Below are 13,138 nucleotides of genomic sequence, written 5' to 3' on the forward strand. Positions count from 1 at the left end.
TATCCCGCAACACCCAGATTTAGAGAGTAGCGATTTTATGGCCGGACTGGTCCTAAAGGATGTCAGAAAGACTTATGGCGAGGTAACTGCCCTTCAGAACATCGACCTGGTCTTCCCGACGGGCAAGTTGACAGCGCTCCTGGGGCCCTCAGGCTGCGGCAAGACGACCCTGCTGCGCATCATCGCCGGGCTCGAAACACCGACCCGGGGAAGCCTTTCGCTCAATGGCAACGACATCACGACGCTGCCAGCCAACAAGCGGAAATTCGGCATGGTGTTTCAGTCTTTTGCCCTGTTCCCCCATCTGTCGGTGGGAGAGAACGTCGCCTACAGCCTGATGATTTCAGGCATCGAAAAGAGAACGCGTTCGAAGCGGGCGCAGGAACTGCTTGATCTCGTGCAGATGGCGGACTTCCAGGACCGCCGGATCGGTCAACTCTCCGGCGGCCAGCGCCAGCGCGTGGCGATAGCGCGGGCACTCGCCCAGGAACCGGACGTCTTCCTGCTTGATGAGCCGATGTCAGCTCTGGACGCTCAACTGCGGGAAACCATGCAGGTAGAGCTCCGCCTTTTGCAGCAACAGTTGAACATCACGACGATCGTTGTCACCCACGATCAGCGGGAAGCGATGACGATGGCCGACGAGATTGTTGTCATGAGCAACGGGGTTTCGGAGCAGATCGGGTCACCCACGGACATATATCAACGCCCGGAAACGCCTTTCGTTGCGTCCTTCATCGGCAAGGCGAACTTCCTTGACGGTGTGGTTCGTGGAGGCCGCGTCTATGCAGGCGAATGTCCTTTTGATCTGGAGAAACCCGCCCCCTTCGTGGATGGCTCCCCGGTCCAACTTGTCTGCAGGCCGGAGAATGTGGACTTGTGTCCGGTCGACGGCACCGTCTCAAACACCTTGTCCGGTCCTGTGACATTCGTGAGGGATGTGGGCCCGACCCGGGAAGTCTTTGTGGAGACGAGCGCGGGGCGGGTCATTTGTGAAATGCCGTCCTCGGAGGCCACGTCCGTGGTTCAGGGCGAGACGACGGGTGTCAGGCTGAAGGCCAGCGCCCTGCTCTGTTTCCCCGGGCAAGCCACCGGCGCCGCTGCGGATCCGACAGCGCAAACCGATGACCAGCGCGAGAATGTCGCCGCATGAGCGATCTGACCGCAGCTGCCTCTCTTGCGCATTCGCACAAGGGTCCCCGGCGGCAAAGCCGCCTGAGCCCCTCTTCCGGTACGCTGCAACGGTTTGGCACCCGCTCGGTCGTCACGACTGCGATAACGGCTGTCCTTCTGTTTGTTTTCCTGTCGCCAATCCTGCTTGTCGTCGCGGTCAGTTTCGGCGAAAAGATCGAGGGTGCGAGCTGGGTCTGGGCATTTGACCCAAGCAATTATGCGCGGGTTTTCGTAGGCATCGGATGGCCTGACAAGATCACGCTGCTCTACGCCTACAAGCTCGGCTACACGCTCGCCTATGCCGTCCTCGGTTCGTTGATCGCCATCGCATTCGCTTTTCCCTTTACCTATTTCCTCAGTCAATGCTCACGCCCGGTCCAGGCCGCCTGGCTGGTGTTCATTCTTGCAAGCCTGTCCATGTCTGAAGTCTTCATCGTGATGGGCTGGGACATCATGCTGTCCAACCGCTCGGGACTGCCGGCTCTTTTCAAGGCGACAGGCGTAACGGAGTGGCTGAAGGAGACCGGATGGCTCGCCGTGCTCAAGGACTGGGGTCTGGCGAACCCGCGCAACGTGAAGTTCAAGACGTCGCAACTGGCCACCGTGCTGACCATGGCATACCTGGTTTGGCCCTACGCGGTGATCCTGCTTTACGCTCCGCTGTCGCGCATCGATCGCTCCATGATCGAGGCGGCGCGCACCATGGGAGCGGGCTCCTTCACAGTCATGCGCACGGTGACTGTGCCAGTGGTCCGCATTCCCGTCATGGGCACCTTGCTGCTGCTGTTCGTCTATCTGCTTGGCGCCTATGTCACGGTGACCTATTTCGCGGAGCCCGCCCATCAGACGTTGCCCGTTTCGATCTACGAGGCGATCCGCGGTGCGACACTCAACGCGCCGTTTGGCGCCGCTCAGGCAGTGGTGCTGCTGAGCACGGCCGGGGTTTTCATTCTGGCAAGCCTTTGGCTCAGCCGACTTGCGGAGAAACGGAGCCGATGAAAGCTGCTTTCAAACACGGTTTCATGCTGATTTGCGCGGCCTATATCAGCCTTCCGATCGTCATTGTTTGCCTGTCCGCCCTTAACGGCGGACGCTCGATGCTGTTTCCGCCCCAAGATCCGACGTTTGCACGGTTCTGGGAGTTTTTCGTATCGGAACCGGTGTGGCTGCGCTCATTGGAAAACTCAGTGATCGTCGCGCTCGCGAGTGCGACACTGGCGGTCCTGATCACCTGGCCGATCGCATATGATCAGTGGAAGCGGAACACACCGCTTTCCCGTGCGCTCACCGGTCTTGCTGGACTGCCCTTCGCCTTGCCGCCAATCGTGTTCGGCGTCGGTCTCAGCTTCCTGTGGACCTTCGTCGGCGGACTGGGGAACATCTTCACCGGCATCCTGAGCCATACGGCACTGCTTGCAGCGCTTCCGCTCGTGACAATTTCGATCGGGCTGCAATCAATTGACAAGTACCACCTGGACGCGGCGCAAACCATGGGCGCCGATGAAGCGACAGTCCTGCGGACGATCATCCTGCCGCAGACGCTGTCATACACCTTGTCCGGTTTCTTCTTCGTGGTGGTTCTGAGTTTCCACGAATTCATCGTCATCTTTTTCGTCTCGGCATCTTCCTACAGCACGGTGACGCTGCAGATCTTCAACTCGCTGCGCAACGGTTTCACGCCGACAATGGCTGTCGGGGCAATCACCTTCCTTTTGGTTTCGATCGCCGTGTTCAGTGCCGTTGCCCACTACGGCGACCTGCCCCGCCTGCTCGGTGCGGATCCGGCGCGAAAAGACACTTGACCAGAAAAGGACAACAGCCATGCCCGAACAGCCCATGATCGTCGGCAAACCCGTCTTGCTGGTGATCGACATCCAGAAGAGTGCGTTTCTTGAAAATTATGACGGCGGCATTCCGAAGATGTCCGCCTATACGACTGCCATGCGTCGGGCCCGCACCGTGATTGATGCGGCGCGCGCGAACGATATCCCGGTGATCTTCTTTCAGGAAGCGCATCGCCCTGACATGGTGGATTTCGGCCGCGAACTCGACGGAACGGAAGATGTGCATTGCGTTGAAGGACGCGAAGGAACGGAAATAGCCGAGGAGATCGTCGGTCTCAGGGCCGATGACTACGTCATCAAGAAGCGGCGGTATTCCTGCTTCATCGGAACCGATCTCGACATCTTGCTGCGCGGTCTCAAGGCCGACACTCTGGTCATGGTCGGCGGGCTGACCAATGTGTGTGTCCACTACACGTTCGCAGACGGCCACCAGAAGGATTTTTACTGCCGCGTTATCAAGGATTGCGTCGGCGGGTCCGATCCGCAAGCACATTCAGCCGCTCTTGATGCGATGGAGTACTTGCAAACGGGTGCTGTGCGCTCTTCGGAGGAAATCATCTCCGCGTTCGGCTCGCATAGCGCAGAAGCGGCCTGATGCAGGGCACTGCAAATGCAGCATCCTGTCCGGTTACCGATGACACGATACGAGGCCTGTGGCGCCGCGCATACATCAAGGCTCCGGCAGAAGCACCTGACTCTGAAGATCATGAGACGCACGTCTACTGGTTTCAGGCCAACGGTCTCTACGCCGATTTGCGCATTCCGGAGGGGTTTTCCAAAGGGATATCAGCTGCCTGCCTTGCCGAACTCCCGCAGGAAGATTTGCTTGCACTTTCCGCCTGCGAGGGATTTGCCGGCTGGGCGGCGGTGGAAGACGGAATCTGCACCTGGCAGAGGGCAATAAATCTTCAGGGTCCGGAATCCGGGAGGGATATCGGCCGTCTGGAGCGAACCCCGGGCGGTCTTTTCGAGTACGGCGTCGACGCGGATTTTGTCGAACTGTGGCTGGAGCAGCAAATTGACGATCGTGCGCCGGAAGGCCGTGTGTTTACATGCGATGGCGGATTTTGGGGATTCCTGATCAGCTCACCGACGCGGTTTCTGTTTGCCTGCGATCGGCCGACTCGGAAAAACCTGGCTCTCCCATGGAAGGACGCACTTGCCCGGGCCCTGACACCAACAGACCGAAATCAACTCGCTGACCTGTTCCTAGCGGAGTACAGTTTCGGCCGGATTGAACATGACACTGCAGTGATCGAGCTGTCGAGCCACCCGAACCGGGTCGGAAAAGTACTCTGCGACACTCTCAGTGCAGCGAGCGGGCATCTGGTTACCCACCACGCAAGTTTTGACGGTGCCGCGCTTACGCATCACTGGACCGTTGCCAAACTCAACGCTTCCCGGTGAAACATCCTCTCAAGCGCCCCAGATCCGGAAGTACTTTTCCACGATTTCGTCGAGCCTTTTCTTGCCGAAGCTCGGATCGTGACCACCGTGAACAATCGTCACGTCGAGCGCCTGCAGCTTTTTCATGGTCACCACATAATCGTCAACGCTCATTCCCGGACCGTCATAGATGAGCGGCCCATCGTAAATCGCGTCTCCCGCGAACAGGATTCCGGTTTTTTCCTCAAACAGCGCGATGCTGCCCGGCGAGTGCCCCGGCACGTGCAGGACAGTGAATTGCCGGTCTCCCAAATCGACGGTATCGCCTTCTTCAAGCAGCCCGGTTGCGGGCGCGCCTTTGAGGGCATAAGTGGCCGGGTCATAGCCTTCATGGGGCAGAGCCGTGATGAGAAGTTCGTCAAGTGGCGGATAGCCAGCCGAGGCAAAGAGCTCCAGCAGGACCGGGTCGATTTCATCGCGAATGATCGTGTTCATGATGGAGGGAGACGCCATCTCGTCCGCTTCGATCGGATGCACGAGGCGGGTATCGAATTCGTGAACACCGCCGATATGGTCGATATGCGTGTGGGTCGAAACACAGATGATCTCGGAATGAGGCTTGGCAGACAGCGGATCGACATACGGTGCAATCGGGACGATGCCCATCCCGGTATCGATGATCATGTCGCGATCGGATCCGCGCACGAAAAACATGTTTGCCTGTTCCAGAACATGGACGTGCGGTTCCATCAGCATGTCCGTGGATTCATCGACCCTGGAAATCGAAAACCAGTCCGGTGCAATCGGGTAGTGTGAAACGTCGGGCATGTTTACTCCGATGGTGCAGTCGCTCAAAGGGAACAGTCTCGGTTTCCGGTCGCACAACTTGGCGCATGAAAGATGCCAGGCATCCTTGAGGCGGGAAAACGGCTGGCCTCACAACTCTTAGCTAATCTAGGGTACGGTCTCATAAATGAAGTCAATTTGGTTTGGAGCGTTTTGACCAACTGCGAGAAGCGAACGCGCAGGAAATGTGGTTCATTTTCAAGCCTTTCGCGACGTGGCAGATGGCAAAAACGGCCAATTCGGCTTCCTTTATGAAACCGTACCCTAACCCCCTGCAACACAAGTGACAGATCATATTATCAGCTTCGATGATGCTTATTTGGGCAAATCGGTCCCCTTTCCGCCCCTGCGCATTCGGAGTAACCTTTGAGGAACAAAAGCAATCAAGAGCACGTGTGACCGGTTTGCAGAAGAAAAACATCAACTCCGTTGACCTCAATCTCTTCAAGATCCTCAATGCGATGATCGAAAAGCAGAACGTGACACTGGCGGCGCAGTCTCTCGGGATGTCGCAACCTGCCGTGAGCCATGCGCTGAACCGGCTGAGGTCACTTTTCAATGATGATCTTTTTGTTCGCACGCCCCAGGGCATGCAGCCGACGGAACGTTGTCTTGCGATTTCAGAGAAGGTTTCCGTCAGCGTCGCCGAACTTGTCAACGTGATCCAGTCTGACGAAGACTTCGATCCTTCCGAGGCAAATGCGATCGTACGCATTGCCATGAGCGACCTTCTGACAGGCTTGTTGCCCGGCATGCTCGTGCCGAAAATGAGCCGGATTGCTCCCAATATCGAATTCCGCTTTCTCCCGGCCCTCGGACTTGCCAAGGAAGTCGTGGAATCGAGCCTTCATTCCGATCTGGATACCGGACGCATCGATCTGGCTTTCTTCTGGGATTATGATGTTCCAAGCCGCTATTCCTGGCACAAGCTCGGCGAAGTTGACTACGTATGTGCCGGTTCAAAGGAAAATGCACACTTCGATCGGGACCTGGATATCGGCTATTACGAGACGGCCCCCCATGTCAGTACGACCACCATCGATGCCAACCGGACCCGTTTGGACCAGCAGCTCGCGGAAACCGGTCACAGCCGCAATGTGAAACTGCGCGTGCCGCATTTCGCAGCGGCGATGAGCGTTGTATCGGCCTCGGACATGATCACCAGCATCCCGCGTATCATTGCGCCGATTGCGCGCGCCCGGTATGGCCTGAAGGTAAGAGAATTGCCGTTTCGTTCACCCGTGCGGCATCTCAATCTGGTCTGGCACAAGACGCGCGATGGAGACCCGTTGCACAAGTGGCTTCGCCAGACTGTTTCGGAAAGCTACCGGGAACTCGATGAAGCGGCCTGAATGCACCGGAAAGCCCTGGCGGCAATCGCCTGAACATCCGCTTGAGTATCGATCGTCCGCAGAGTTGACCAGAGTTCCTCTGTCTGCCGCGTTCCAAGCCGCTGCGCACAGCAATTAATAAATTTCTCGAAATAGTCCTGTTCCGTGAACGGGTCTGCCACCGTGCCTTTCGCAAACGCGCGCCCGGCAAAAAACTCGTCACCCCGTTTCAGGCGCACCTTGACCCGGTGTTCGAGCGGCTTTGTTATCGGCAGGACCTTTTCGTCCAGATCCAGAACGCTCACGTGGACGCTTTCAAGTTGTTCGCGGATCCCGGGACGCTGCACCGCTTCGTCCTTCAGGTCGTCCAGCCAGAATTTCCCTGTCTGCAGGAAAACAATCATTGCGTAGGGCAAAGAGAAACGCGCCTCCATTCCATCCCTGGGGCGGTCATAGCGCAGGTTCTGGCGATTTGTCGTTCCAACCGAGACATCGATGCGTTCGATATCCGCGAGGTCGAAATCGTGAGCCTTTTTCAGATCTTCTACCGCATCCAGCCCCTTGTGCGCCGACGCGCAACAGGCATGCCTCTTCGGCGCAAGACCGTAGGTTTCGACTGCGCTTGACGCATGAAGGCTTTCAAGGACGCTCTGGTATTCCGGCGTTCCATCGCCGCAATGCATCTCGAGGAACCCATGGGGTCCATCCAGGGCGTCGGCAGCCCCTTCTATGCCTGATGCGGCCAGCAACACCGCGTCGACGGAATTGCGGGCGGCAAATCCGCAATGCAGGGACTTTGTCATAGTGCCGAATTGCGCCTTGGAACCTGCAGCCATGCTGCAAGATATGCTCATTGCGTTGGCGGTTTCTGCCTTCGGAAGGCCGAGCATGTTTGCAGCGGCAGCAGCCGTTGCAATGGTTGAAAGGGTCCCGGTTGCATGCCAACCTGCAAGGGTGTGACTTCTTCCCATTGCACTGGCAATGGCTGCCTGGATTTCCAGGCTGTACAGATAGGCATCAAGCACCTGTCTGCCGGTGCAACGGTACTCTTCCGCAAGGGCAAGCAATGCGGGAACCGCTTGCGCCGAGGCATGTGTCAGCGCGGGATAGAAGTTATCGTCTATTTCCAGAACATGGGCTGCAGTGCCGTTGACGAAAGCAGCTGTGGACGAAGAACATGTTCTCCCGCCAGCGACAGATGTGGATTTGCCGGCGCCATATCCATCACAGGATTTGGCGGCCCTGACCACAACGTCATGATCGGATGCCGCAACGATGCAGCCGACCGTATCCGCAATGCCAAAGCGCGCCCTTTCAAGACCTGTTTCGCTCCAGTTGCCAGGATGCTCCGCAAGCCAGGTGCAAATTTCCTCAATAAGCATCGCGTTCACCTTCCTCGCCGTTCTGCCCGATGTCCCAGAACAGGCCGGTCATGACCCGAATGGCGCTCAGGCACAGGTCAATCCGCACATGTTCATTCGGCGCATGCTGTGAACAATCCGAATAGGAATGCGGGATCCAGACCGCCGGCATTCCAACAATGCCCTGAAAGGCATGGTTGGGAAGCGATCCCCCTATGCAGGGAATGAGATCCGGCGTGTGCCCCTCCGTCTTTTCCAGGGAGCACATAACCTGCTGGACCCAGGGATCGTCCGGGTTGGTGGTCGTTCCTCTCCACCATGTGCTTCGTGCCGGTTTCAGAGCCACATCTTCAAAACCGTTTGCGTCAAGATGCGCGCGCAAGGTTGGCAGGATGCTCTCCGGGTCGAGCCCAGCCAGAAAACGCAACTGACAGCGTGCCCAGGCCATCGGCGCGATCGCATTCACCGGACGCTCGGGAGACCCTGCCTTGATGGCAAGAACGGCGAAGTTGTTCCATGCCAGCACCCGCTCGGCCGGCGCCAGCGCGGTTTCCCCCCAGTCCGCATCCATCCTGCTGACGCCGTTCGACTGCAGGATCGGGCAATCCTTCAAGAGATCCCGAATACGGTCTGACGGTTTTTCCGGCCGCCATTCATCAATCAGAATGCGTCCGTGATCGTCCGCAATAGTGGCTATGGCATGCGCGAGACGGATGACAGGATCCTTGATCGAACCGCCCCAGTTGCCGGAGTGCCGTCCGCTGTCGCGATACCTGATCTCAAGGTCGAAATTGAAATTGCCTCTTGAACCGAGCGCAACGGTTGGCCGGCCGGTTCGTATCCGGGGGCCGTCGCTGGCAATCAGAACGTCGGCCGCCAGATCGTTCCTGTGAGTTTCGCAAAAGAGTTCCAAGCCGGGTGATCCGGACTCTTCTTCCGTTTCGAGCAGGATCTTGCAGTTGAAACCCAGGTGCCCGCGGGCGGCGATCACCTCGCGCAGCGCCGCAATATTCAGCCAGTGTTGCCCTTTGTTGTCCGCCGTGCCACGCCCGTACAGCCTGTTGTCCGACTGTTCGAGTTTCCACGGAGACCGGCCTGCATCCCATTGGCCGTCCAGCCCCGGAACAACATCAGCATGGCCGTACATCAGCACGGTTGGCAGGTTTGTATCCTCGATGCGCTGGTAGATCGCAAGTGGGCCCGAACCGGCGTCCGGGTTGTCGAATACCTGCACGGAAAAACCGAGACGGGCGAGATGCGGTGCCAGGAGATCGGTGAGATAGGTTAGCTTTTGAACCGCGTCACCTTGCTTGGATGTCTCGGTCCGGCATGCGACCAGTTGCGCCAGATCCGACTTGAAACCCCCTTCCTCAATGTAACGCATGGCTGACGCAATCGCGGCCTCACGGCCTCGAAGGTCGGACTTCTGATCAGGACTGGGGTGCATTCGGACAGGATCCAGACTTTTCGTATGAGGACAGCCGCTGTTCGGGCGTCGTTGCCGGTTCGGAACGACCTTTGGGGGATTGTTAAAAGGAGTTCCGACCGTTGGCTGAAGTCTATGGAAGCCGTTTTGAATACGTAAAATGAATTTTTTCTATTTTACGTATGCACTCCATGCATGAGTCTGCATCCCTGAATATTCGTTTTGTGCATGTTTAAAATACAAAGCATGCATTGGACACATTAAGCGTCCCGGTCCTAGCGTAGTGAAAGCCAAAAATCACAATAAAGAGGGACCCATGAGACTTAAATCAACACTCCTCGCAGCGACGCTGCTGTCATCCCTTTTCACGCCTGCACTTGCCGACAAGGTGAACGACACACTTGTTGTTGCGGCCAACAAGGAGATACAGACCCTCGACAGTCTGTATTCGACGGCTCGCGAGAATGTCATTCTCTCCTATCTGACTTCGGATCAACTGGTTGTCAGGGATCCTGAAACCAACGAGTATCTGCCCGCGCTCGCGTCCTCCTACAGCTATGTCGACGACAGGACGGTAGATTTTACACTGCGAGACGGCGTGACGTTTCACGACGGGTCACCGGTTACGGCGGAAGATATTGTCTTTTCGTTCGAATGGACGGCAAGCGATCAGGCCGCGACCAAGCGCGGTGCCTTCATCCGCGGCTGGTTTGAAAGTGCCGAGGCGCTGGACGGCGAGACAGTTCGCATCACCGCCAAGAAACCTTACCCGCTGATGCTGCGCGACATTGCCATGTTCGTTCAGACACGCAAGGCCGGAAGCTACGGATCGGCGTCGGAACCGAACACAAACGCGCTGACGCAGGAGTTCAACGGAACCGGCCCGTACCGCGTGGTCAGCTTCGACATGGGTGCCGGTGTCACCCTGGAAAAGTATGACGGCTATTATGCCGACAGCCCAAAATCCACGGATGGCGCAAAGACGATCGTCATAAGACCCATTCCCGAATGGGGCACAGTTTCCGCGGAAATGATTTCAGGCGGGGTCCAGTTCTCCTATACCGTGCCTGACGACACCGCACAGAACCTCGGCACGTTGCCGATGGTCGACCACATTCCAGGCCCGACAACCCGCATCGGCTTCCTGATCCTCGATGCCGGCGGCGTGACTGATCCCGAAGGCCCCATGACTCATCTCAAGGTCCGCCAGGCGATGAACCACGCCGTCAACAAACAGGCCATCGTGGACCATCTTGTCGGCGGCTCGAGCTTGGTGATCAACTCCCTTTGCTACGACGGCATGTTCGGATGCACGCAGGATGTCACGACTTACGAATATGACGTTGAAAAGGCCAAGGCCCTTCTTGCGGAAGCGGGCTACCCGGACGGGTTTGACCTTGAGCTCTGGGCCTATCGCGACAAACCCGTCACGGAAGCCGTCGCCGCGGATCTTGCAAAGATCGGCATCAAGGCGAAAATCAACTACGTAAAGCTCTCGGCATTCTCCAAGGCACGTGCGGCAGAAGAAGCACCGTCCATGCATGGCACCTGGGGTTACTACGCCACGCCAGATGTCGGTGCCATTCACAACCATTTCGCGGCAGGGTCAAACCGTAACCTCAACCGTGATCCGAAACTGGAAGCGCTGTTCGACGCCGCCCTCTCGACAATTGATGACGAGGAACGCACCGACCTCTACAAACAGGCGCTCCAGATGTCAGCCGATATGGCGTACCACGTCCCGATCTACCGGTTCACGGAAAACTATGTTGCCGGCAAGGACGTTGACTTTGCGCCGCCTTCCGATGGCCTCGTGCGGCTGAACGAAATTACCTGGAAATAGGCGATTTCGGAGCGTCGGGTGCCCCTTGTGCGGGGCACCCAAGACGGTCAGCACCCCAATCCAAAACAACAACCGGGTGACGAGGGAGACAGGACGTGTACAAATTCATTCTCCGAAAGCTGGGAATGGGGCTTCTGGTAGCGATTACGGTTTCGCTCGCTACCTTCCTGATGCTCAACCTTGCCGCTGATCCGGCTGCGATGGTCGCGGGTGAAGACGCCTCCCCGGAAGCGATCGAGGAACTGCGCGTGCAATACGGTTTCGACCGGCCACTCGCAGTCCGCTACGTGGAGTGGATCGGCAATGTTTTTGTCGGCAACTTCGGCGAAAGCTACTACTGGAAGCGTCCCGTCTTCGATCTTTTCCTGGAACGTGCTCCCGTCACCCTGACCCTCGCATTCAGTGCCCTGACCATCACCACGGTTGTCGGTCTCCTCTTGGGGGTGCTGGCCGCCCTCAATCCGAACGGCTGGCTCGACCGGTTCGCGCTGAGCCTTGGAACTGCCGCGCAGGCGGTTCCGAATTTCTGGCTCGGGCTGATGATGATCATTCTTCTGGGGGTGATGTTTCCGATTTTCCCGGTGTCAGGCGATACGAGCTGGAAACACTTCGTCCTTCCATCCTTTGTCCTGGGCATGAGCGCGGTACCGCAGGTGCTGCGGCTCACACGGGCAGGCATGATCGATGTTCTCGGGTCCGATTACATCAGGACAGCGCGCGCGAAGGGGTTCGGTCCGGGCCGGATCCTGTTCCAGCATGCCATGCGAAATGCACTCCTGCCGGTGGTGAGCGTGATCGCGATCCAGTTAGGCTACAAGCTCGGCGGGTCTGTAGTGACCGAGTCGGTCTTTGCGCTCAATGGACTGGGGCGCCTCGCCTATGAGAGTATCCTGGGAGCCGACATCCCGACCGTGCAGATGCTGGTCTTCATCTTCGCCCTCATTTTCATCTTCCTGACCGTTGCCGGGGACGTGTTCAACGCCTGGCTCGATCCCAGACTGCGCCTGGAGTGATACCGATGACCACCGCAAGCACCAGTCCGCAACAGATGGTCGGCGACATTATCGACCTGACTCCAAAAGAACGGATGATCAAAAAGGCCAAATCCCATCGTGGCCTTCAGTTTGGTGGCGCCGTTGTTCTGATCATGACACTGGTCGCCCTGCTCGCACCTGTCCTCGCACCTTACTCTCCCTTTGAGCAGAACCTTGCAAAGCGCCTGATTTCGCCGGTATGGGCCGAGGGCGGCAGCTGGGAACATATTCTCGGGACAGATCAACTCGGCCGCGATTACCTCAGTCGTCTGATCTACGGTGCGCGTGTTTCCATGGGCGTCGGCTTCGGCGCGGCCCTTCTGGGATGCGTCATCGGTGTGACCATTGGCCTCGTCGCAGGGTATCTTGGTGGACGTGCGGATCGGGCCGCGTCGTTTCTGCTCACGTGCCAGCTGGCCCTGCCCTCGCTTCTATTGGCCATGGCACTGGTCTTCTTTGTCGGTGCATCGATCACGACGCTGATTGTCGTTCTGGGGTGTCTCCACTGGTCCTATTACATGGTCGTCACACGCACGATGACCCGGCAGATCCGTGAACTAGAATACGTTTCAGCGGCGCGCAGCATCGGCAGCACCGACCGCCAGATCCTGTTCTATGAAATCCTGCCCAATCTCTCGAACCAGATCATCGTCGTTTTCTCCCTGGAGATGGCCGTTGTGATCATCCACGAGGCCGCGCTTTCCTTCCTCGGTGTCGGCGTTCAGCCGCCGACCGCTTCCTGGGGACTGATGATCGCCGAAGGCAAGGAGGCGATGTACTTCAAACCCTATCTTGTCGCAATTCCGGGCGCCGCGCTGTTCCTCCTGGTGCTGGCCGTCAACCTGTTGGGCGATGGAATACGCGACATCACCGCCCCCGAAGGCCGCAACTGAA

At 57.8% G+C, this 13,138-nt stretch carries 12 protein-coding genes; 9 read left to right on the top strand and 3 right to left on the bottom strand.

The features are described from left to right. Positions 1–37: 37 nt before the first annotated feature. Genes RDA78_RS21880 through RDA78_RS21900 form a run of 5 tightly spaced genes read left to right on the top strand, consistent with a single transcriptional unit; the run spans position 38 to position 4,424 of the window. Positions 38–1,153 carry an ABC transporter ATP-binding protein gene (locus RDA78_RS21880; protein WP_434051889.1) on the top strand — a complete coding sequence of 372 codons (1,116 nt, stop codon included), beginning with the start codon at positions 38–40 and terminating at the stop codon, positions 1,151–1,153. Then, a complete protein-coding gene (locus RDA78_RS21885; RefSeq protein WP_434051890.1) occupies positions 1,150–2,172 on the top strand; it encodes an ABC transporter permease in 1,023 nt (340 codons plus the stop codon). Before RDA78_RS21880 ends, RDA78_RS21885 begins: the two co-directional genes overlap by 4 nt. After that, positions 2,169–2,975 (top strand): ABC transporter permease, encoded by an 807-nt coding sequence (locus RDA78_RS21890; RefSeq protein WP_434051891.1) that lies wholly within the window; start codon positions 2,169–2,171, stop codon positions 2,973–2,975. The genes RDA78_RS21885 and RDA78_RS21890 overlap by 4 nt, the downstream gene beginning before the upstream one ends. Before the next feature lie 19 nt (positions 2,976–2,994). Then, the gene (locus RDA78_RS21895) at positions 2,995–3,612 is read left to right on the top strand and encodes a cysteine hydrolase family protein (protein WP_434051892.1); all 618 of its coding nucleotides are present in this window, start codon (positions 2,995–2,997) and stop codon (positions 3,610–3,612) included. Continuing rightward, complete coding sequence (locus RDA78_RS21900) at positions 3,612–4,424, top strand: hypothetical protein (RefSeq protein WP_434051893.1); 813 nt, start codon at positions 3,612–3,614, stop codon at positions 4,422–4,424. Before RDA78_RS21895 ends, RDA78_RS21900 begins: the two co-directional genes overlap by 1 nt. A gap of 9 nt (positions 4,425–4,433) precedes the next feature. On the opposite strand, the gene RDA78_RS21905 is transcribed toward RDA78_RS21900, so the two are convergent. Then, positions 4,434–5,231 (bottom strand): MBL fold metallo-hydrolase, encoded by a 798-nt coding sequence (locus tag RDA78_RS21905; RefSeq protein WP_434051894.1) that lies wholly within the window; start codon positions 5,229–5,231, stop codon positions 4,434–4,436. Positions 5,232–5,644: 413 nt separating this feature from the next. On the opposite strand from RDA78_RS21905, the gene RDA78_RS21910 reads away from it, so the two are divergent. Beyond that, on the top strand, positions 5,645–6,601 hold the full coding sequence (locus tag RDA78_RS21910; RefSeq protein WP_434051895.1) for a LysR family transcriptional regulator: 957 nt from the start codon (positions 5,645–5,647) through the stop codon (positions 6,599–6,601). On the opposite strand, the gene RDA78_RS21915 is transcribed toward RDA78_RS21910, so the two are convergent. Both RDA78_RS21915 and RDA78_RS21920 read right to left on the bottom strand, forming a co-directional pair. Continuing rightward, positions 6,574–7,962, bottom strand: a complete 1,389-nt coding sequence (locus RDA78_RS21915; protein ID WP_434051896.1) for an MmgE/PrpD family protein — start codon at positions 7,960–7,962, stop codon at positions 6,574–6,576. The two genes, RDA78_RS21910 and RDA78_RS21915, sit on opposite strands and share 28 nt — an antisense overlap. Then, positions 7,952–9,388 (bottom strand): M20/M25/M40 family metallo-hydrolase, encoded by a 1,437-nt coding sequence (locus RDA78_RS21920; protein WP_434051897.1) that lies wholly within the window; start codon positions 9,386–9,388, stop codon positions 7,952–7,954. Before RDA78_RS21920 ends, RDA78_RS21915 begins: the two co-directional genes overlap by 11 nt. Positions 9,389–9,683: 295 nt before the next feature. On the opposite strand from RDA78_RS21920, the gene RDA78_RS21925 reads away from it, so the two are divergent. The 3 genes from RDA78_RS21925 (at position 9,684) to RDA78_RS21935 (ending at position 13,137) form a co-directional block, all read left to right on the top strand. Continuing rightward, the gene (locus RDA78_RS21925; RefSeq protein ID WP_434051898.1) at positions 9,684–11,210 is read left to right on the top strand and encodes an ABC transporter substrate-binding protein; all 1,527 of its coding nucleotides are present in this window, start codon (positions 9,684–9,686) and stop codon (positions 11,208–11,210) included. Positions 11,211–11,305: 95 nt separating this feature from the next. Beyond that, on the top strand, positions 11,306–12,223 hold the full coding sequence (locus RDA78_RS21930; protein WP_434051899.1) for an ABC transporter permease: 918 nt from the start codon (positions 11,306–11,308) through the stop codon (positions 12,221–12,223). Positions 12,224–12,228: 5 nt separating this feature from the next. After that, on the top strand, positions 12,229–13,137 hold the full coding sequence (locus RDA78_RS21935) for an ABC transporter permease (protein ID WP_434051900.1): 909 nt from the start codon (positions 12,229–12,231) through the stop codon (positions 13,135–13,137). Position 13,138 lies beyond the last annotated feature (1 nt).

It is taken from the genome of Roseibium sp., assembly GCF_051016195.1.
Taxonomy (GTDB): domain Bacteria; phylum Pseudomonadota; class Alphaproteobacteria; order Rhizobiales; family Stappiaceae; genus Roseibium.